The organism is Pseudomonas sp. HN2 (assembly GCF_020736465.1).
Classification (GTDB): Bacteria; Pseudomonadota; Gammaproteobacteria; order Pseudomonadales; family Pseudomonadaceae; genus Aquipseudomonas; species Aquipseudomonas moraviensis_A.
The window spans coordinates 4,153,657-4,172,600 of sequence record NZ_CP085885.1 but is presented as its reverse complement, the minus strand read 5'-3'; the positions used below and the strand labels follow the sequence as shown (position 1 = coordinate 4,172,600).

Here is an 18,944-nt window from a genome sequence, read left to right as displayed (position 1 = left end):
TCTTGGAGTGACGTTATGAGTGAACGCCGGGCACTGCTGATCTTGCATGGCAAACAGGCACTCAACGAGGATGTCCGCGCCGCTGTTGAGGCCAGGCGCGAGTCAGGCTGGGAGCTTGCGGTGCGAGTGACCTGGGAAGCCGGCGACGCCCAGCGTCTGGTAGAAGAAGCGCTGGCCGCCGGCTACACGAAAATCATCGCCGGCGGCGGCGACGGCACCTTGCGTGATATCGCCGAAGCATTGGCTCAGCATCCGCAAAAAGCCAGTCTCGTCTTGCTGCCACTGGGCACCGCCAACGATTTTTCCCGGGCTGCCGGCATTTCCCTGGAGCCGGCGCAGGCCCTCGATCTGCTGGACGTCGAGCCTTCGGATATCGATCTGGGCGAAGTCGGCGGGCAGATTTTCCTCAACATGGCGACGGGTGGATTCGGCAGCCAGGTCACCGCCAATACCTCGGAAGACCTGAAAAAAGTCCTGGGTGGCGCGGCTTATCTGTTCACTGGCCTGACCCGGTTCAGCGAGCTGCACGCCGCTTACGGTGAGTTGCAGGGGCCGGATTTCCATTGGCAGGGCGAACTGCTGGCACTGGGCATCGGCAACGGTCGGCAGGCGGGTGGCGGGCATGTGTTGTGCCCCGAGGCGCGGGTCGACGACGGTCTGCTGGATATCAGCATTTTGCCGGCGCCGCAGGAACTGGTCGGGACACTGAAGAATTTGCTGAGCGAGGGCTTTGGCCTCGACAACATGTTTGTACGCGCGCGGTTGCCGTGGGTCGAGATCAAGGTCGCCGAAGGGCTGAGCATCAATCTCGACGGCGAGCCGCTGGAAGGCGACAGTCTGCGCTTCGTGGCGAAACCCGCAGCGTTGCAGGTGCACCTGCCGAAAGACTCGCCGCTATTGGGCCCACAAGCGTCAATCAGTCATCCAGGCTGATGATCTGTTCACGCACGGCGAATAGCACCAGACCCGCTACGTCGTAGATCTGCAGGCGTTTCATGATCTGCGCGCGATGGGTTTCCACGGTCTTGACGCTCAAGCCCAGGCCGTTGGCGATTTCCCGGGTGGATTTGCCTCGTACGATCAGCCGAAGGATTTCCAGCTGGCGCGCCGTCAGGTTGTGCGAATCGGCGATGTCCGGCTGGCTCTTCTGGTTACGGGTCAATGCCTGGTTGATCACCGTATGAGCAATGGCGGGGCTGAGGTAGCGTTCGTTATTGCGCAGGGCTTCCAGTGCGTGTTCGAGCTCGGTGGCCGTGGTGTCCTTGAGCAGGTAACCATGGGCACCGGACTCCAGCGCCTGCATGATCAGCGCCGGATCGGTGTGCATCGACAGGATCAGCACCTTGCTCTGCGGGCGCACGCGCTTGAGGCGTTGCAGCGCTTCCAGGCCCCCGGTTTCCCTCATCGAAATGTCCAGCAATACGATGTCGGGGCTCAATTGCTCGACCATTTCGAGCAGTTGCGAACCATCATTGGCTTCGCCGATTACCGCGTAACCGGGAATATCCAGTACCAGAGCGCGCACGCCGGCCCTGATCAGCGAGTGGTCATCCACCAGAAGTAAGTTACAAGTCAACGCATAACCTTATTCGTACTGGCCCGTTCGAGCGCTCGCGGCGCCCAGGGGAAACGTGCTTCGATTCTTGTGCCTTTGCCCGGCTCGCTGACAACGCTCAATGTGCCGCCCAACTGTTCGATGCGCTCGGCCATCCCGGCCATGCCGCGTTGGCCTTCTCTGGCCGGGTCGGCCGCCGGGGCGAAACCGAGACCGTCATCGCTGATCAGCAGAGTCAGACCTTGCGGCAGACGCTGCACTCGAATCAACAGATTTTTTGCCTGTGCGTGGCGCAGGATATTGGTCACGGCTTCCTGAGCGATGCGAAACGCCGCGACCGCCATTTCCTCGGGAATGCCGTTGAGCCGTTGCTGGCAGTCGAGGCTCCAGTTGACCGAGCTGTTGGCCAGCGTCTTGAGCAAATGCGCACGCAGGCTGGCTTCAAGCCCCAGACTGGTCAATTGCCGCGGATTGAGAATGGCCGAGACGTCACGCACTTTGGTCAGGGTTTCGTCCAGCGTGTCGCACAGCACCGCGCATTGTTCCTGCAGCTCTTCCGGCAGGCGACGCTTGAGCCAGTCACTTTGCAGTTTGGCGGCGGTGAGCAATTGGCCGATATCGTCATGCAATTCGCGGCTGAGGCGGTGCCGTTCGTTTTCCTGGACTTGCAGCAGACGATCGGCCAGCTCTTGCGGCTGGAACTTGATCGACTTGCGCGACAAGCGATATTGCACCCAGACGCAGGCGGTCGCGGCGATCTCGATCGCCAGCAACCCCAACGGAATGCTCGCGGAAAAACAATAGGCCAGTAAACTGCCAAGGGTCGCCAGAACACACAGCACCAGTGTGAAGCGCCGGGCGTTTTCCCGTGAGGGTGGCCATGTAATGAGTGACTTGAGACTGGCGTACATAACGGATGGAGCCAATGGATGTTCGCTGCGGGCAGACCGGCCGGTAAGGGGCGGATCTCTGTGTGGAAATACTGTCAATTATGTTATTGATTCAAACCGCATTCGTTAAGCAATCATTGACCGGCAATAACATCGGTACCGAAACGCTGAAGTCAGTGTGCCATTAATCGGCAGGCAACTAACCGGCGGCATAATACCACTTAACATACCGTTGGTCGCGGTCGCTATATATGTCTATCTGGTCAGGAAATACCGGATCGTGGACGCAAGTTCCATATTGGAAAAGTTGGAATTATTGTATTTGGACGACTTCGATTTGCCTGGAAGTATCGCCGAGTGCACACAGGGAAAACCCTGATGCCGGCACTTGGAACTCAGCCGTTGGTCGGGCTGATTGTTTGGCCCGCATTGTCGCTGGCAGGTATCAACTATTCAATTACGACAGTATCGCGGCCTGGTTTCTCAAGCCTGGCGCGCGGTCAGAGACGTCGGGAGCAAACGTTTGCTCGCCGTCTTCGGCTCAAGGGTGTCCTGGCCCATGTGCGCCGCGAACGCTTCAAGCAAGGCTGCCTGCTCGCTTTCATCGAGGCTCAGTTGGCCGGTTTTAGGATCGACCAGTTCAAGCTGCCACGCCATCAGGGTGAAGCAGTCTCGCAGTGCATCGAGGGCCTGCTCGTGCAGGTCGACATGACCCTGGGTCAGATTCAGCAGGTTGTAGATATGCAGGGAAAACTCGGAGATCGCTTCCAGCGCCAATGCTTCGGCCCGGCCCGCCAACTTGAGCAGGGTGCCGAGCATGCAGTCGATGGCATCCTTGTCATTGCTGATCAGTTGCAGGTGATTCAGGCATTCTTCGGACTTGGCGAGAAGCGTTTCGGCCTCGACCAGAAATTCGGGGAAGCGCTGCGCCCAGTCTTTACGGTCGATTGGCATGTTCATCTCCACCACGTCGTGTTGGTTGACGGATGGCCGTGTGTGGCGACGATCGTGGATCGTCGGCAGATCGCGCCCGGCGGTGCAGGTGCACGGACCGAGGGGTTCCAGAGGGTGGGTTGCCACTGAATTGCGATCGCACACAATAGCCTGACTCCGTTCATGCAATGAGAATGGCGTCACAGTAATGGCTATTGGAAAGGGCGAATATCAGGTTGGGCCTGATTGTGGCTAGGGGAATCCCTTAGGCGCGGGAACCTAACGTGCAAACCGAGGTCGCGCCGCAATGAATCTAGCAGATGAAATCACGAACGCCAGTAAAGCATGATGTCAGTGTGACATCAATGGGCGTTTATGGCATTTTTACCGGCGCTGCTTACAGCAATCAAGATTAGCTGAACGCGGCCGATAAACCCCCATAGTGAATTCATCAGAACAAGCCCAGGAGTCATTGATGGCCGGCATTCTCGACACGGTAGACCAACGCACGCAACTGGTGGGTGAGAATCGCCTGGAAATCCTCATGTTTCGCCTGGCCGGACGGCAGTTGTTCGCGATCAACGTGTTCAAGGTTCAGGAAGTACTGCAACTGCCGAAGCTGACCTTGATGCCGCAGCGTCATCCCTTTGTCTGCGGCGTGGTCAATCTGCGCGGCCAGACATTGCCAGTGATCGACCTGTCCCAGGCGATCGGCATGCGCCCACTGGTGCCGGGCCCGAACAGCACGATCATCGTCACCGAATACAACCGTTCGGTGCAGGCCTTCCTTGTTGGCGGTGTCGACCGCATCGTCAACATGAACTGGGAAGCCATTCTGCCGCCGCCGACCAGTGCCGGCCGCCAGCATTACCTGACTGCGATCAGCAAGGTCGACGATCAACTGGTCGAGATCATCGACGTGGAAAAAGTCCTCGCCGAAATCGTCCCGTACAACGCCAAGGTCTCGCGCGAGAAACTCGACGACCCGGTACTGGAGCGCGCCCGTGGGCGCGAAGTGTTGCTGGTGGATGATTCCAACGTGGCGCTTTCGCAATTGCGCGACACCCTCGGCCAGCTCGGGGTGAAAATGCACATCGCCAGCGACGGTTTGAAAGCCTTGAACATGCTCAAGGCCTGGGCCGATACCGGCGTGCACATGACCGACAAACTGCTGATGATCTTCACCGACGCAGAAATGCCGGAAATGGACGGCTACCGTCTGACCACGGAAATCCGCAATGACCCGCGTCTGCGTGGCTTGTACGTAGTGCTGCACACCTCGCTGTCTGGCAGTTTCAACGACTCGATGGTGAAGAAGGTCGGCTGCGACAACTTCCTGTCCAAGTTCCAGCCGGACAAACTGGTCGATGTGGTGCGCCAGCGCCTGATGCTCGACGCCGTGCCAGCCTGAAACACGCAGATTTTGCTTCCTGTGAGAGCGAGCCTGCTTGCGAAGACGCCGGCACATTCACCATCAATGCTGTCTGAGCCTGCGCTTTCGCGAGCAGGCTCGCTCCCACAACGGATATGTTCAAACCCACTACGGCTTTGATTCAGCATTGAAGCTCGTATAGGGTGGCGTTTTTCCATCAGGGAGCTGGCCATGCTGCGTCTGAGCGCGCTTTATCGTTACCCGTTGAAATCCGGCAAGGGCGAAATCCTGCAAAGCATCGAGCTGGACAAGCTGGGCCTGGCGGGCGATCGACGCTGGATGCTGGTGGACGAGGCCAGCGGACGCTTTCTGACCCAGCGCGCCGAAGCGAAAATGAGTCAGTTGTCGGCATTGTGGAATGCCAGCGGCGGTCTGACCCTGAGCGCTCCAGACCAGGGCTCCATCGAAGTCCCATTGCCTGCGGCCGACGCCGAGCTGCGCGGGGTGACGATCTGGCGTGACACCCTGCGTGTGCCGGACGCCGGTGATCAAGCCGCGCGATTTGTCAGCGACTTCCTCGGCAAACCGACGCGTCTGGTGCAAATGCCACTGGAGCGGGCGCGCACCACCCAGTCGGGATTCGGCAAGGACGACGATCAAGTGGCGTTCGCGGACGGTTATCCGTTGCTGCTGATCGGCGAAGCCTCGCGGCTGGCGCTTGCGGAAACAGTCGGGCGACCGCTGGAGATGCTGCGTTTCCGCCCGAACCTGGTCATCGAAGGCAGCGCGCCTTACGCCGAGGACAACTGGAAGCGTATTCGCATCGGCGACATCGAATTCCGCGTGGTCAAGCCGTGCGCGCGCTGCATCATGACTACCGTCGACCCGCAAACCGGTGAGCGCAGCGCCGATCGCGAGCCGTTCGCGACGCTGCAGAAAAACCGCAGCACCGCCGACGGCGCGATGTTCGGGCAGAATCTGGTCAACGACGGCAACGGCCGCCTGGAAGTCGGCATGCCGGTGGAAGTTCTCGAATAGGCTGTCGCTGAAATGAAAAATGCCCGTGTCTTCTGGACACGGGCATTTTTTTGCGCTGTGAAAACCGGCGGGATCAGCCGCGGTATTCGCACAGGTAAGCGGTATCGACGGCGACTTTCAGCTGGAACTTGCTGTTGGCCGGGACGTTGAACTGGCTGCCGGCGGCGAAGGTTTCCCAGTCGCTGCTGTCTGGCAGTTTTACACTCAGCGCGCCGGAAACGACGTGCATGATTTCCCGCTGGCTGGTGCCGAATTCGTATTCGCCCGGGGCCATGACGCCAATGGTCGCCGGACCTTCAGCGGTGCCAAAGGCGATCGACTTGACGGTGCCGTCGAAGTACTCGTTGACTTTAAACATGGGCGGATTCCTCGAAAAGGGCTTGAAAGGGGGCGGCCAGTATGCACAAGGCTTGCAACCTCGTCACGCCCCTAAAGCGGCAGGACCAGCGGCAGTAATCGTGCAGTATTGCGCGCATCTTCCAGGGCCCGATGCTGTTGACCGCTGAACTGCATGCCCGCCAGTTGCAGCGCGCCGTTGAGCCCAAGCGGTCGTTCCAGGCGGCGGGCCTTGGCGAAGCGTTGTTTGAGGTTCATGTGCGGCACTTTGTTCAGCCCACTGTCGATGTTCAGGCGCTGCCATTCCTGCAGCAGCTGCTGGCGATCGTAACCGCCCCAACTGGCCCAGCCTTCAAGGCGAGCCTGATGCTGCGCCAGCCAGCGCTCGAAAGCCGGCCAGACTTCGCTCAGCGGTTGCGCCGAATCGATATTGGCCTGGGTGATGTGCGTCAGCTCCCGACAGAACGGCGTCAGCAATGGACGGCGGGTCGGTTTGACGAAGCGCTGGAAGTGATCCTGCTCGCGCCCGGCACGATCGACCAGCGTCGCACCGATCTCGATAATTTCCATTTCCGTCACCGGCCAGCCACCCTCGTCTGTGGTGGCTTCCAGATCTATGACCAGCCAATGGGGCATCGCAGGGTTCCTGATTTCCGCGTTCTGATTTATCAGAGCGTAGTCAAACCCCGCGCTTGTGTCCGGGCGACTACTCGACCTGCAACAGAACCTGACGATTTTTTACCTGATCGCCGACCTTCACTTGCACCCGTTTGAGCACGCCATCGATGCCGGCTTTCAGCGGATGCTCCATTTTCATTGCCTCCAGTACCACCAGCAATTGACCCTTGCGGACCGTACTGCCCTCGCTGACCAGCACGTCGACAATGGCACCGTCCATCGGTGCTTTCAGGGTGCCGGAGGCGACGCTGGTCTGACTGCCGATCTGCGCATGAGTTCGATCCTCCAGGCGCAGGCTGCCCGGATGGGTGAACAGCCAGAGCTGCCCGTCGTGCAGGCGATAGGCGTGGCGCTGGCGCAGACCGTTGACCTCCATGGTGACCGATTGCGCGGTGTGCTCGATGACTTTCAATTCCAGCGCGCGTTCGCCGACCTGCACGACGCATTCACCGGATTTGCGCGCCAGCACTGACAGTGCCCAGTCCTGCTCGTCACTGCCGAGTCGATAGTGCAACGGCACACTGGCGTTGTTGCGCCAGCCGTTCAAAGGGGCGCGATGGGGCAGGGCGCTGGCCTGATAGAACAACACCACGGCAATCGCCAGTTGCTCCGTCGTTGGCACATGGGCGTTGAGACTGGCGTGGCTGGAAAAGTGCTGCTGGATGAAAGCGGTGCTGAAGTCGCCACTGATGAACTGCGGATGTTGCAGCAGGCCTTCGAGCAAACGTTGATTGCTCTGCACCCCGAGCAGCACGGTGTCCTGCACCGCACGCAACAGCTTGCGCCGCGCCTCTTCACGAGTGGCGCCGTGGGCGATCAGTTTGCCCAGCATCGGATCGTAGAACGGGCTGACCGACTGACCTTCAAGCAGACCGTGATCGATGCGCGCGCCGTGCCCCAGCGCTGGCTGCCATGCGGCGATCCGGCCGGTTTGCGGGAGAAAGTCCGCGGCGGGATCTTCAGCGTAGAGGCGCACTTCCATGGCGTGACCGTCGAGATGGATCTGTTCCTGCGTCAGCGGTAGCGGCTGGCCTTCGGCGACCAGCAACTGCCATGCGACCAGATCAAGTCCGGTGATCATTTCCGTCACCGGGTGTTCGACCTGCAGGCGCGTGTTCATCTCCAGAAAATAGAACTGCCCGCGCGCGTCGAGCAGAAACTCCACGGTGCCAGCGCCGACGTAATCCACCGCGCGCCCGGCCTTGAGCGCCGCCTCGCCCATGGCCTGGCGCAGCTCGGCGGTCATCACCGGGCAGGGTGCTTCTTCGATGACTTTCTGATGGCGGCGCTGGATCGAGCAATCGCGTTCGCCGAGGTAGACCAGATGGCCGTGCTGATCGCCGAACAGCTGCATTTCCACATGGCGGGGTTCGATCAGTGCCTGCTCAAGGATCAACTCGTCACTGCCGAAACCGTTCAGTGCTTCGGAACGAGCCGTGCGCAGTTGCGCCGCCAGTTCGCTGGCCTCGTGCACCAGGCGCATGCCGCGTCCACCGCCACCGGCGCTGGCCTTGATCATCAGCGGATAACCGATGCGCTCGGCCTCGGCCAGCAGAGTCGCGTCGTCCTGCGCGGCGCCCTGGTAGCCTGCAATGCATGGAACACCGGCATCAAGCATGGCGATCTTCGACAGGCGTTTGCTGCCCATCAGTTCGATCGCGTCGGCGCTGGGGCCGATGAAGATCAGCCCGGCTTCGGCGCAGGCGCGGGCGAAATCGGCGTTTTCCGAGAGGAAGCCGTAGCCGGGGTGAATCGCATCGGCGCCGCTGCGTCGGGCGGCTTCGATGATCGCCGGAATGTTGAGGTAGGACTGCTGCACCGGCGCCGGGCCGATGTGCACCGCCTGATCGGCCATTTGCACATGCAGCGCATCGGCGTCGGCATCGCTGAACACCGCGACGGTGCGATAGCCCAGCGCCTGGGCCGTGCGCTGGATGCGGCAGGCGATTTCACCGCGGTTGGCGATCAGGATTTTGTGGAGAGTGGGCATGGTGAATTTCCTGAAATGATGGCGGTGAATGTGATGGCCTCATCGCGAGCAGGCTCGCTCCCACATTTGCAATGCAATTTCGACCTGTGGGAGCGAGCCTGCTCGCGAAGCTTTTAGTTGACCCACCGCGGTTTGCGCTTTTGCACAAAAGCCATAGTCCCCTCGATCCCTTCGTCTCCAGTCACCGCCGCGCTGAACCACTGCGCCGCGTCGTCCAGCAATTCATTCGACGGTTGCCCGGCACTCGCCAACAGCAATTTCTTGGTCATCGCATTCGCTTGCGGGGCGCAGCGCAGCACCTGTTGCAACACTTCATCCAGCCGTTCGGCCAGTGCTTGCGCATCCTGTTCAACGAAATGCACCAGCCCCAATCGCTGCGCCTCGGCGCCATCGAAACGCGCCGCCGTCAGCGCGAGTCGGCGGGTTTCGGTCAGGCCGATCCGTTGCACCACAAACGGCGCGATTTGCGCCGGGATCAGGCCGAGGCTGGTTTCCGGCAACCCGAACTGCGCCTTGTGATCGGCCAAAGCGATATCGCTGACACAGGCCAGACCAAATCCGCCGCCGAGCACCGCGCCTTGCAGCACAGTGATCAGCACTGGCGGCGTGTGCTGGGCTTCCTCCAGCAACGCGCCGAACGCCCGGTTCAACTCACGGTAAGCCTCCGTGCCCTGCACCCGTGCGTTGGCCATGTCCTTGATGTCGCCACCGGCGCAGAAATGCCCGCCGGCGCCGCTGAGCACCAACGCCCGCACCGTACGGTCATCGCGTATCGTCGCGAGCACCGCGCGCAGTTCGGCGACCATTTGCAGGCTCATCGCGTTGCGGCTGTCCGGGCGGTTGAGAGTGATATGCAGCACACCGCCATGCAGTTCCAGCAACAGCGTCTGGCAATCCGGCAGGTCGCTCATTTCTTTTTCCCCGGCAGGATGCCCATCAGTTTGCAGATGATGCCCAGCATGATTTCGTCGGCGCCGCCGCCAATCGACACCAGGCGCACATCGCGGTAGGCGCGGGCCACCGGGTTGTCCCACATGAAACCCATGCCGCCCCAGTATTGCAGGCAGCTGTCACTGACTTCGCGGCCGAGGCGTCCGGCCTTGAGCTTGGCCATCGACGCCAGTCGCGTGACGTCCTGGCCTTTGATGTATTGCTCGGTGGCCTGATAGACCAGCGCACGCAGGCACTCGATTTCGGTCTGCAATTCGGCGAGGCGGAAGTGGATGACCTGATTGTCGATCAGCGTATTGCCGAAGGTCTTGCGCTCCTTGCAGTACTCGATGGTGCTGTCGATGCAATATTCCAGGCCTTTGATCATGTTCGCCGCGCCGAACAGGCGTTCTTCCTGGAACTGCAGCATCTGCATCATGAACCCCGCGCCTTCATGGCCGATGCGGTTGCGCTGCGGCACGCGCACGTTGTCGAAGAACACCTGCGCGGTTTCCGAGCTGCGCATGCCGAGCTTGTCCAGGTGCGAGCTGAGGCTGATTCCCGGGGTGTTCATCGGCACCATGATCAGCGACTTGTTGATGTGCGGCTTGTCGTCCGAGGTGTTGGCCAGCAGGCAAATGAAGTCGGCGCTTGGCGAGTTGGTGATCCACATCTTGCTGCCGTTGATCACGTAGTCATCGCCGTCCTTGCGCGCCGTGGTCTTCAGCCCGGCGACATCGGAGCCGGCGCCGACTTCGGAAACGCCGATGCAACCCACCTGTTCGCCGGTGATGGCCGGACGAAGGAATTCTTCGCGCAGTTCATCGGAGCCGAAACGCGCCAGTGCCGGAGTGCACATGTCGGTCTGCACGCCGATCGACATCGGAATCCCGCCGCAATGAATGGTGCCGAACTCTTCGGCGGCGACAATCGAATAGCTGTAATCGAGGCCCATACCGCCGAATTTTTCCGGTTTGGAAATGCCCAGCAGGCCCAGTTCGCCGGCCTTGCGGAAAATATCGTGGATGGGAAAGCGCCCGGCCTTTTCCCATTCTTCGACGTGCGGGTTGATCTCGTGCGTGACGAACTGGCGGACGGTGCGGCGCAGGGCTTCGTGTTCCGGGGTGAAGATCATTGTTGTTGTTCTCCGTAGGATCCGTGGCGGTCAGAAGCGGCTGACGCCGAAGCTGTTGGGTTGCAGCGCACGCCTGTCGGCTTCGTGGCAGATATCCAGCAAGTAACCGAGCAGGGTGCGGGTGTCGCGCGGGTCGATCAGGCCGTCGTCCCACAGGTTGGCGCTGCCGTACAGTGCGGTGGACTGGCTGTCGAGTTTCTGCGCGGTCATCTGCTCGAGCATGTCAAGCATTTTCGGATCGGGCTCGATGCCGTCCTTGAGCTGTTTGGCCTCGGTGACGATGCGCAAAACCTTGCCGGCCTGCGCACCGCCCATGACTGCGGTGCGACTGTTGGGCCAGGCGAAGATGAAGCGCGGGTCGAGACCGCGCCCGCACATCGCGTAGTTGCCGGCGCCGTAGGAACCGCCGACGACGATGGTCAGTTTAGGCACCCGCGCGTTGGCCACCGCTTGAATCAGTTTCGAGCCGTGCTTGATCACGCCTTGCTGTTCCGATTCGGTGCCGACCATGAAACCCGTGGTGTTGTGGAAAAACAGCAGCGGCGTCTGGCTCTGGTCGCACAACTGGATGAACTGCGCCGCCTTGCTCGCACCTTGAGGGGTGATCGGGCCGTTGTTGCCGATGAAGCCGCAGGCGCGGCCCTGGATTTTCAATTGGCCGCAGATGGTTTGTTGATCGAACTCGCCCTTGAACTCGAGAAAATCCGATTCATCGGCGATCCGCGCGATGATTTCGCGCACGTCGTAGGGCTTTTTCGCATCGTCCGGGATCAACCCGAGCAGTTCATCGATGGGGTAGAGCGGTTCTTTGAATTGCGCCTCCGGCTGCCATGGCAGCTGTGCATTCCATGGCAGCATGCGCATGATTTCGCGCACCTGACGTATGCCGTCAGCATCGTTCTCGGCTAGATATTCGGCGGTACCGGCGACCTGCGCGTGCATCTCGGCGCCACCCAGCTCCTCATCGCTGGCCACTTCGCCGGTCGCCGCTTTGAGCAATGGCGGGCCGGCGAGGAACAGCTTGGCCTTGCCGCGCACCACCACCACGTAATCCGACAAACCCGGTTGATAAGCGCCGCCCGCGGTGGCCGAGCCGTGCACCACGGTAATCTGCGGCAACCCCATGGCCGACATGCGCGCCTGATTGGCAAAACTGCGCGCGCCTTCGACAAAAATCTCCGCCGCGTAATTGAGATTGGCGCCGCCGCTTTCGGCGAGGGTGATCATCGGCAGTTTGTTTTCCCGAGCGATCTGTTGCAGGCGCAGGGATTTTTTCAGACCGCTCGGCGAGATCGTGCCGCCCTTGATCGCGCTGTTGTTGGCAACCACCATCGCACGGATGCCGCAGACGTAACCGATGCCGGCAATCAGCCCGCCACCGGCCGAACTGCCGTCCTTGTCGTCGTGCAACTTGTAGCCGGCGAGGCTGGCCAGTTCGAGGAACGGCGCGCCAGGGTCGAGCAACAGGTTCAGACGCTCGCGGGGCAACAGTTGCCCGCGTTTGCTGAATTTGTCTTTGGCGTCGGCGGCCTTGTCCAGCAGCTTCTGTTCAAGCTGCCGGACCTGCTCGATGGCGGCGAGCATGGCGGCGCGGTTGCGCGCGAACGCTTCGCTGTGCGGGTCGAGTTGCGACTGAATCTGCGCCATGGCTTATTCCTCGTCCTTGGGCACGTCGGGACGCAACACTTCTGGTGAATAGGCGCGGTGAAAGCCGTTGAAGGATTCGCTGTGGCTGGCCTTGTGCAGCGGCCAGGCGCGACTGCCGAGGCTGGCGGCGCCGTCGATTTTCACCGTGGTGCCGCTGATGAACGCCGCCGCCGGGCTGAGCAGAAACACGATCGCCGCACTGACTTCCGACTCGGTGCCGATGCGCTTGAGCGGCACATGCTCGCGCAACGTCGGGATCACTGCTTTGAAGGCGCCTTCGTAAGTGTCCATGCCGCTGGACGCAATCCAGCCCGGTGCCACAGCGTTGACCCGCACCCCGGCATAGCCCCACTCGAACGCGGCAGTCTTGGTGAAGTTGTCCATGCCCGAACGCGCGGCGCCCGAGTGGCCCATGCCGGGCATGCCGCCCCACATGTCGGCGAGCATGTTGACGATGCTGCCGCCGTGTTTGCTCATCGACTGGTTGAACACTTCGCGGGCCATCAGAAAACCGCCGACCAGATTGGTGCGCAACACGGTTTCGAAACCCTTCTGATTGATCGACGCCAGCGGCGACGGGTACTGACCACCGGCGTTGTTGACCAGACCGTGAATCGGTCCGTGTTCGGCGATCAGCTCTTTGACCAGTTGCTTGACCGCTTCTTCATCGCGGATATCGCAAGCCTTCCAGTGCGCGCGGCCGCCGTCCTCGGTGATTTCGGAGGCGACCTTTTCGAGCTTTTCCGGCTTGCGCCCGACCAGCAGCACATGGGCGCCGAGCGCCGCCAGTTCATGGGCGGTGCAGCGACCGATGCCGCTGCCGCCACCGGTGACAATCAGGTTCTGGCCGCTGAACAGATCGGCGCGAAAAATCGACGCGTAAGCCATGCACACCATCCTCTAGTCGAGCTGTTCGGCGATGCTCTGCGGCACCGGGATCTGGATTTCCAATAATTGCTGGGCGAAGGCTTTGCCCTGCGGGTCGATGCGCAGACTGGCGACACCGCCACCGCCGAGGGCGTTTTCCAAGAGAAAGTTGAGGCTGTGGGTACCGGGCAGGTACCAACGTTCAACACGCCCGAGCACTGGATCAAGGACGTGGCGCATCCAGTCGACCACCACCGAAGTTGTCAGCGCTTCGGCGATCCACGGCAGGTAATCGGGATGGCGCGGCATCACGCCGATGTTGCTGTGGTTGCCCTTGTCGCCGGAGCGCGCCACCGCCAGTTTCACCAGCGGCACACTGGCATCGGCGCGGCCCTGGGGTTTGGGCGGATGCTGGACGACGGGCAAGTCTGCACTGTCCAGAGCGACCACGGCGGGCAGGGCACACGGATGACGCTCGCCAGCCATGTCTACTTGCAGGGTGCAGGCGCTTTTTTCGATGAGAAACGAGAACAGGCGGATGACTGGGTAAACGCTCGGGCGACCGCCGACGATGCCGGTCAAGCCAGGCGCCATACCGGTCGCAGCCTGGGCGATCTCTTTGGAAAACAGCACCAGCGCGCGTTTGTCGGGATGCCGCACGGCGATTTTGATCACCACTTCGCGGCTGTCACGGCGCTGACCGTGGGGGCCATAGGTGGCTTCGCTGCCGAGCAGTTCGATATGGGTTTCGCTGTAGGGCGCCCAGCCGCGCAGGCTGAACATCTCGGCGGTCTTGTCGATGATTGCCTGGCTGACCCGCCGCGCCTTGTCCACTGCGTCGATGCCGGCCATCAGGCAACTCGCCGTACAGCGAAAGCCGTCCGGACAAGTGGCGCTGACCTTGTATTTGTCGGTGGGCGGCAGGCCTTTGGCGCCGTGCACCTGCACGACGTTTTTGCCTTGCTGCTGGAGTTTGACCTGAGTGAAGTCGCAGACCACGTCGGGTAGCAAGTAAGCCTGCGGATCGCCGATTTCATAGAGCATCTGCTCGCCGACCGTCAGCGGCGTGACCAGCCCGCCGGAGCCTTCCGGTTTGCTGACGAGGAACTGGCCATCGGCGCTGACTTCGACGATCGGAAAACCGATGTGCTCGTAATCCGGTACCTCGCGCCAGTCGGTGAAATTGCCGCCGGTGCATTGCGCGCCGCATTCGATGATGTGCCCGGCCAGCGCGGCCTGGGCGAGTTTGTCGTAGTCATGCCACGACCAGCCGAATTCATGGACCAGCGCTGCGCTGACCACGGCGCTGTCGACCACCCGACCAGTAATGACGATGTCGGCACCCAGACGCAACGCTTCGACAATCCCCGGCGCGCCGAGGTAGGCGTTGGTCGACACGCACACGCGTGGAAGCGGGGCGCCGCTGAACATTTCGCGGATGTCGGCGGGGTTTTCGAGGTGTCCTTGCAGGTCATCACCGAGCAACACGGCAATCTTCAACTTGACCCCGGCCTGGTCGCACGCCGCTTGCAGGGCAGCCGCGCAGGCCTGCGGATTGACGCCGCCGGCATTGCTGATCACGCGGATCTGCTGTTCGGCCAGTTGCGTCAGCAGCGGCGTCAGCACTTCGATGAAGTCGCCGGCGTACCCGGCCTGCGGGTCTTTGAGACGCGCGCCGGCCATCAGCGACATGGTGATCTCGGCCAGATAATCGAACACCAGATAATCGAGGTCTCCGCCCGTCACCAGTTGGGCGGCAGCGGTGGAGGTATCGCCCCAAAAGGCGCTGGCGCAGCCGATACGCACGGTGGTTGGCATTTTTATCTCCGACTCAGGAACCTGCGACAGAAGTGTCTGGAGGCTACCAAGCAAGCGCTTGGTTTGTAAACAGGGGAAACATTCTTCTGCCCAAGCGCTTGCTTGGTGCCCGCGCGCGGCTTAAATTGCGCGCAACCCTGCGGTTACAGGGGGCAACACACTGATCGACTGTAGGAGAGAACGGGTGGACGAGCAAAAAGCCCTGCGGGTCATGCGCGAACTGGTCGAGTCAGGCCAGTTGACCGACCCGGACAGCGCCCGTGGCAAATTGCTGCAAGTGGCGGCTCACCTGTTTCGCAACAAAGGCTACGAGCGCACCACGGTGCGCGATCTGGCCAGCGCCGTGGGCATTCAGTCGGGCAGCATTTTTCATCACTTCAAAAGCAAGGATGAAATCCTTCGCGCGGTGATGGAGGAAACCATCCGCTACAACACCGCGTTGATGCGCGCAGCCCTGGCCGAGGCAAACGATGTGCGCGAGAAAGTCCTGGCACTGATTCGCTGCGAGTTGCAGTCGATCATGGGCGGCAGCGGCGAAGCGATGGCGGTGCTGGTGTATGAATGGCGCTCATTGTCCGAAGACGGCCAGGCTAAAGTCCTCGCTTTGCGTGACGTTTATGAAGACATCTGGCTGCAGGTTCTGGGCGAGGCCAAGGACGCCGGTTATATTCGCGGCGACGTTTTTATTACCCGACGTTTCCTCACCGGCGCACTGTCCTGGACCACCACCTGGTTCCGTGCCGGCGGCAGTTTGAGCCTCGATCAACTCGCCGATGAAGCGCTGATTCTGGTCCTCGAAGCGCGTTGAACGGTTGTCGGACCGGCCGGGAAACTGGCTAAGTCGGCGAAACCGCCTAGCTTGAATGCATTGATCGCTATTTTTTTTCGGGGAGTGGGGTGTTTTGAAGTCTTCGCCAATTCGGACAGCCGCCGGGCTGATGCTCGCTGCGCTGGCTGTGTTATGGGTATTGCCCGTTCAGTCAGCGCAATTGGTCCGGGTCGGCGCCGCGCATTTTCCGCCCTATACGATTCGCCCGGAAAACGGCGCCGACACCGGCCTGTTGCCGCAATTGATCGAGGCGCTGAACAGTTCGCAGAGCGACTATCAGTTCGTCCTGGTGCCAACGTCGATCCCGCGCCGTTTCGGTGATTTCAAGCAGGGCCGCATCGACATGGCGATCTTCGAAAACCCCGAGTGGGGCTGGAAAGACATTCCCCACGATGACGTCGACATGGGCCTGGAAGACGCCGAGATTTTCGTCGCGCAACGCGAAGACGGCCGCCAGCAGAGCTATTTCTCCAGCCTTTCGGGCAAGCGTCTGGCGTTGTTCAGCGGTTATCACTACGAATTTGCCAACTTCAACGCCGATCCGAAATACCTCGCGAAAAACTACAACGCCACGCTGACCTATTCCCACGACAGCAACCTGCTGATGGTCCTGCGCGGACGCGCCGACATTGCCTTGGTTACCCGTTCCTATCTGTTCGATTACCTGCTGCGCAACGAAAAGGTCCGCGATGCCTTGCTGCCCTCGCAGCGTACCGATCAGATCTATCACCACTACGCGATTCTGCGCACAAGTGCTCCGATCACTGGCGAAGCTTTCGGCAAGCTGCTGCAAGGGCTGCGCGACAACGGGGAATTGCTGAGGATCTTCGATCCTTACCGGATTGCGGTGGTGCCGGTGCCTCAGCGCTGAGGTGCGGTTTTCATCCCGCGCTTAAATTTCCCCTCCCGGCTCACGTCACTTCGTTGAACTGTCGACGATTACGTGAGCCCGACCCATGTCCAATCTGAATGACCTGACTGCCCTGGCTTTGCCCTCGGGCAGTCAATTGATCGCTGATGCCACCGAGAGCCGCTTGAGCCTGAGCCTGGACGGTCAGCCGTTGATTCGGCTGCGTCTCGACCGCGAGGGCAAAGGCCCGATCCAGCTCGACGAGCGTTTCGCCCTGCCGCCCGGGCAAGCTTTGTGGGCGGCCTGCTATTGGTTGTTCGCCCGTGACCCGGCGTGTCAGCAGTTGACCTGGCAACTCGACCAACCGCCCACCGAGGCATTGCTCAGCGGTTTGTTGATCAATACCGAAGTGGCTGGCGAATATCGCTGCGAGCGCACGCTGTTCTGGCAACTGCCGCTACCGTGGCTCGGCGCTTCACTGACCGGCAGCTATCCGCAGCAAATGGTCATCAGCCAGGGCAAGCGCCATCCGCTGCGCCCGGTGAAGCCGCGGGGTGAAGTCTATCGACGTTTCGATGCGCGGCTCGGCGCGTGGATTTCCCTGCGTACGCTGGAAATCGAAGAAGACCTGTCGCGCTTCAATCGCTGGCAGAACAGTCCGCGCGTGGCGAGCTTCTGGCAGGAGGAGGGCAGCCTTGAGCAGCATCGCGAATACCTGAGCAAGCTCGATGCCGATCCGCACACGCTGACGCTGATCGGCTGTTTTGACGATCAGCCATTCGCCTATTTTGAAGCCTACTGGGCCAAGGAAGACCGCATCGCGCCGTTCTACGATGCCGGCGATTACGACCGTGGGATTCACATGCTGGTCGGCGAGGAAAGCCATCGCGGCCCGCACAAAGTGGCGAGCTGGTTATCGGCGCTGGTGCATTACCTGTTTCTCGATGACCCACGCACCCAGCGCGTGGTCGCCGAGCCGCGTGCCGATAACGCGAGGATGATCGGGCATATGCACAACCAGTGTTTCCACTGCGAAAAGGAATTCGATTTCCCGCACAAGCGCGCGGCGCTGATGATTCTGGGGCGGGAGCGGTTTTTTGATCGGTGCCGGTTGGCCTGATATCGCATCAAGCAAAAGATCGCAGCCTTCGGCAGCTCCTACAGAGGAATGCATTCTCAAGTAGGAGCTGCCGAAGGCTGCGATCTTTTTTGATCAGACGACGCGGTCTCAGCGACGACCCGCGATCACCCCATCCCGTCGACTGCCCGACACCTTGCGGCAGTGCACCAGCGCATCACGAATCATGAAGTTGACCAGGGTCGGCGATACGCCGAGTTCCTTGGCGATGTCTTTCTGCGGCACGCCGTGCAAGCGATACATCTCGAAGGCGTAGCGGGTGCGGCTGGGCAATTCGGTCAGCGCATCGGCGATGTGTTCCAGGGTCGAGAAGTTGATGTGCGACGTTTCCGGCGAAGCGCCCTGAATCACCACGTTCAAGCCTTCCTCCTCCGGGCCTGAGTATTTCTGTTCGAGCGCCTGCTTGCGGTAGTGATCGATGGCGAGGTTGCGCACGATCTGGAACAGGTAGCTCAGCTGAGCCTTGATCGACGACGTGATCGGCGGCGCCGATTGCAGTCGGAAAAACGCATCCTGAACCACGTCTTCGGCACGAGACCTGCAGCCGGTAATGCGGGCTGCAATCTTGACCAGAATCAGTCGATTGTCGACGAATGCCTGAAGTAGCGGTGAATCGCACCTGCTTGTGGATACTTGTTCCGTCATGGAAATCACCTTGCTGCCAATAGGTTAGTGGGAGGGCCTGGGGGACGGCGCCGTCCTACACATCGAGCGACAAATTATGTTGAATGATAATGATTGTCAAATGAGAAAGAGAAGTACTGCTGTAAGTCGATGTGTTTTGCGAACTGCGACACGCTGCCGCAGCCTGGCCCCGTTGAACGTCGAGCCTGCCGACTAATTATTTCAAGACGTCATCCGTTCTCATTGGTGAATGGTTCCGGGTGTTGATCCCCGGCCACAGCGCATTCCGATGCCTTGCGCGGTCGGCACAGACC

18 protein-coding genes are annotated in these 18,944 nt (G+C 60.9%); 6 read left to right on the top strand and 12 right to left on the bottom strand.

Going from position 1 to position 18,944, the window contains the following annotated elements:
- The first annotated feature begins 15 nt into the window (after positions 1 to 15).
- Positions 16 to 933 carry a lipid kinase YegS gene (yegS, locus tag LIS66_RS18330; RefSeq protein WP_042607857.1) on the top strand — a complete coding sequence of 306 codons (918 nt, stop codon included), beginning with the start codon at positions 16 to 18 and terminating at the stop codon, positions 931 to 933.
- On the opposite strand, the gene LIS66_RS18325 is transcribed toward yegS, so the two are convergent.
- The 3 genes from LIS66_RS18325 to LIS66_RS18315 form a co-directional block, all read right to left on the bottom strand.
- Positions 917 to 1,576: a response regulator transcription factor gene (locus LIS66_RS18325; RefSeq protein WP_042607856.1), complete on the bottom strand. Its 660-nt coding sequence runs from the start codon at positions 1,574 to 1,576 to the stop codon at positions 917 to 919. The genes yegS and LIS66_RS18325 overlap by 17 nt on opposite strands.
- Positions 1,573 to 2,466 carry a sensor histidine kinase gene (locus LIS66_RS18320; protein ID WP_227974531.1) on the bottom strand — a complete coding sequence of 298 codons (894 nt, stop codon included), beginning with the start codon at positions 2,464 to 2,466 and terminating at the stop codon, positions 1,573 to 1,575. Before LIS66_RS18320 ends, LIS66_RS18325 begins: the two co-directional genes overlap by 4 nt.
- Before the next feature lie 462 nt (positions 2,467 to 2,928).
- Positions 2,929 to 3,399, bottom strand: a complete 471-nt coding sequence (locus tag LIS66_RS18315) for a hypothetical protein (protein WP_227974530.1) — start codon at positions 3,397 to 3,399, stop codon at positions 2,929 to 2,931.
- Between the two features lie 454 nt (positions 3,400 to 3,853).
- Here LIS66_RS18315 and LIS66_RS18310 point away from each other — a divergent pair, with 454 nt between their 5' ends.
- Together LIS66_RS18310 and LIS66_RS18305 are read left to right on the top strand one after the other, a co-directional pair.
- Positions 3,854 to 4,789, top strand: coding sequence for a chemotaxis protein CheV (locus LIS66_RS18310; RefSeq protein WP_016770829.1), 936 nt, complete (start codon positions 3,854 to 3,856; stop codon positions 4,787 to 4,789).
- Positions 4,790 to 4,981: 192 nt separating this feature from the next.
- Positions 4,982 to 5,788 (top strand): MOSC domain-containing protein, encoded by an 807-nt coding sequence (locus LIS66_RS18305; RefSeq protein WP_042607853.1) that lies wholly within the window; start codon positions 4,982 to 4,984, stop codon positions 5,786 to 5,788.
- Between the two features lie 73 nt (positions 5,789 to 5,861).
- Here LIS66_RS18305 and LIS66_RS18300 read toward each other — a convergent pair whose 3' ends face one another.
- The 8 genes from LIS66_RS18300 to LIS66_RS18265 form a co-directional block, all read right to left on the bottom strand.
- The gene (locus LIS66_RS18300; protein ID WP_039759849.1) at positions 5,862 to 6,146 is read right to left on the bottom strand and encodes a pyrimidine/purine nucleoside phosphorylase; all 285 of its coding nucleotides are present in this window, start codon (positions 6,144 to 6,146) and stop codon (positions 5,862 to 5,864) included.
- A gap of 71 nt (positions 6,147 to 6,217) precedes the next feature.
- Positions 6,218 to 6,760 carry an exonuclease domain-containing protein gene (locus LIS66_RS18295; protein ID WP_227972765.1) on the bottom strand — a complete coding sequence of 181 codons (543 nt, stop codon included), beginning with the start codon at positions 6,758 to 6,760 and terminating at the stop codon, positions 6,218 to 6,220.
- Between the two features lie 70 nt (positions 6,761 to 6,830).
- Positions 6,831 to 8,792 (bottom strand): acetyl-CoA carboxylase biotin carboxylase subunit, encoded by a 1,962-nt coding sequence (locus LIS66_RS18290; RefSeq protein WP_227972764.1) that lies wholly within the window; start codon positions 8,790 to 8,792, stop codon positions 6,831 to 6,833.
- A 113-nt stretch (positions 8,793 to 8,905) separates the two neighbouring features.
- Positions 8,906 to 9,703, bottom strand: coding sequence for an enoyl-CoA hydratase/isomerase family protein (locus tag LIS66_RS18285; protein ID WP_227972763.1), 798 nt, complete (start codon positions 9,701 to 9,703; stop codon positions 8,906 to 8,908).
- The gene (atuD, locus tag LIS66_RS18280) at positions 9,700 to 10,857 is read right to left on the bottom strand and encodes a citronellyl-CoA dehydrogenase (RefSeq protein ID WP_064361562.1); all 1,158 of its coding nucleotides are present in this window, start codon (positions 10,855 to 10,857) and stop codon (positions 9,700 to 9,702) included. Before atuD ends, LIS66_RS18285 begins: the two co-directional genes overlap by 4 nt.
- A gap of 30 nt (positions 10,858 to 10,887) precedes the next feature.
- A complete protein-coding gene (gene atuC, locus LIS66_RS18275; protein ID WP_227972762.1) occupies positions 10,888 to 12,504 on the bottom strand; it encodes an acyl-CoA carboxylase subunit beta in 1,617 nt (538 codons plus the stop codon).
- A 3-nt stretch (positions 12,505 to 12,507) separates the two neighbouring features.
- The gene (locus tag LIS66_RS18270; protein WP_227972761.1) at positions 12,508 to 13,392 is read right to left on the bottom strand and encodes an SDR family oxidoreductase; all 885 of its coding nucleotides are present in this window, start codon (positions 13,390 to 13,392) and stop codon (positions 12,508 to 12,510) included.
- A 12-nt stretch (positions 13,393 to 13,404) separates the two neighbouring features.
- Entirely contained in the window at positions 13,405 to 15,189 is a 1,785-nt protein-coding gene (locus LIS66_RS18265; protein ID WP_227972760.1) for an acyclic terpene utilization AtuA family protein, read from the bottom strand.
- Between the two features lie 184 nt (positions 15,190 to 15,373).
- Here LIS66_RS18265 and LIS66_RS18260 point away from each other — a divergent pair, with 184 nt between their 5' ends.
- The 3 genes from LIS66_RS18260 (at position 15,374) to LIS66_RS18250 (ending at position 17,988) form a co-directional block, all read left to right on the top strand.
- Positions 15,374 to 15,997, top strand: a complete 624-nt coding sequence (locus LIS66_RS18260) for a TetR/AcrR family transcriptional regulator (RefSeq protein WP_042607845.1) — start codon at positions 15,374 to 15,376, stop codon at positions 15,995 to 15,997.
- 94 nt (positions 15,998 to 16,091) lie between these two features.
- Complete coding sequence (locus tag LIS66_RS18255; protein WP_227972759.1) at positions 16,092 to 16,889, top strand: substrate-binding periplasmic protein; 798 nt, start codon at positions 16,092 to 16,094, stop codon at positions 16,887 to 16,889.
- An 85-nt stretch (positions 16,890 to 16,974) separates the two neighbouring features.
- Positions 16,975 to 17,988, top strand: coding sequence for a GNAT family N-acetyltransferase (locus tag LIS66_RS18250; RefSeq protein WP_227972758.1), 1,014 nt, complete (start codon positions 16,975 to 16,977; stop codon positions 17,986 to 17,988).
- Positions 17,989 to 18,096: 108 nt separating this feature from the next.
- Here the strand turns inward: LIS66_RS18250 and LIS66_RS18245 are convergent, their stop codons facing one another.
- The gene (locus LIS66_RS18245; protein WP_042607842.1) at positions 18,097 to 18,651 is read right to left on the bottom strand and encodes an RNA polymerase factor sigma-70; all 555 of its coding nucleotides are present in this window, start codon (positions 18,649 to 18,651) and stop codon (positions 18,097 to 18,099) included.
- Positions 18,652 to 18,944: the final 293 nt, after the last annotated feature.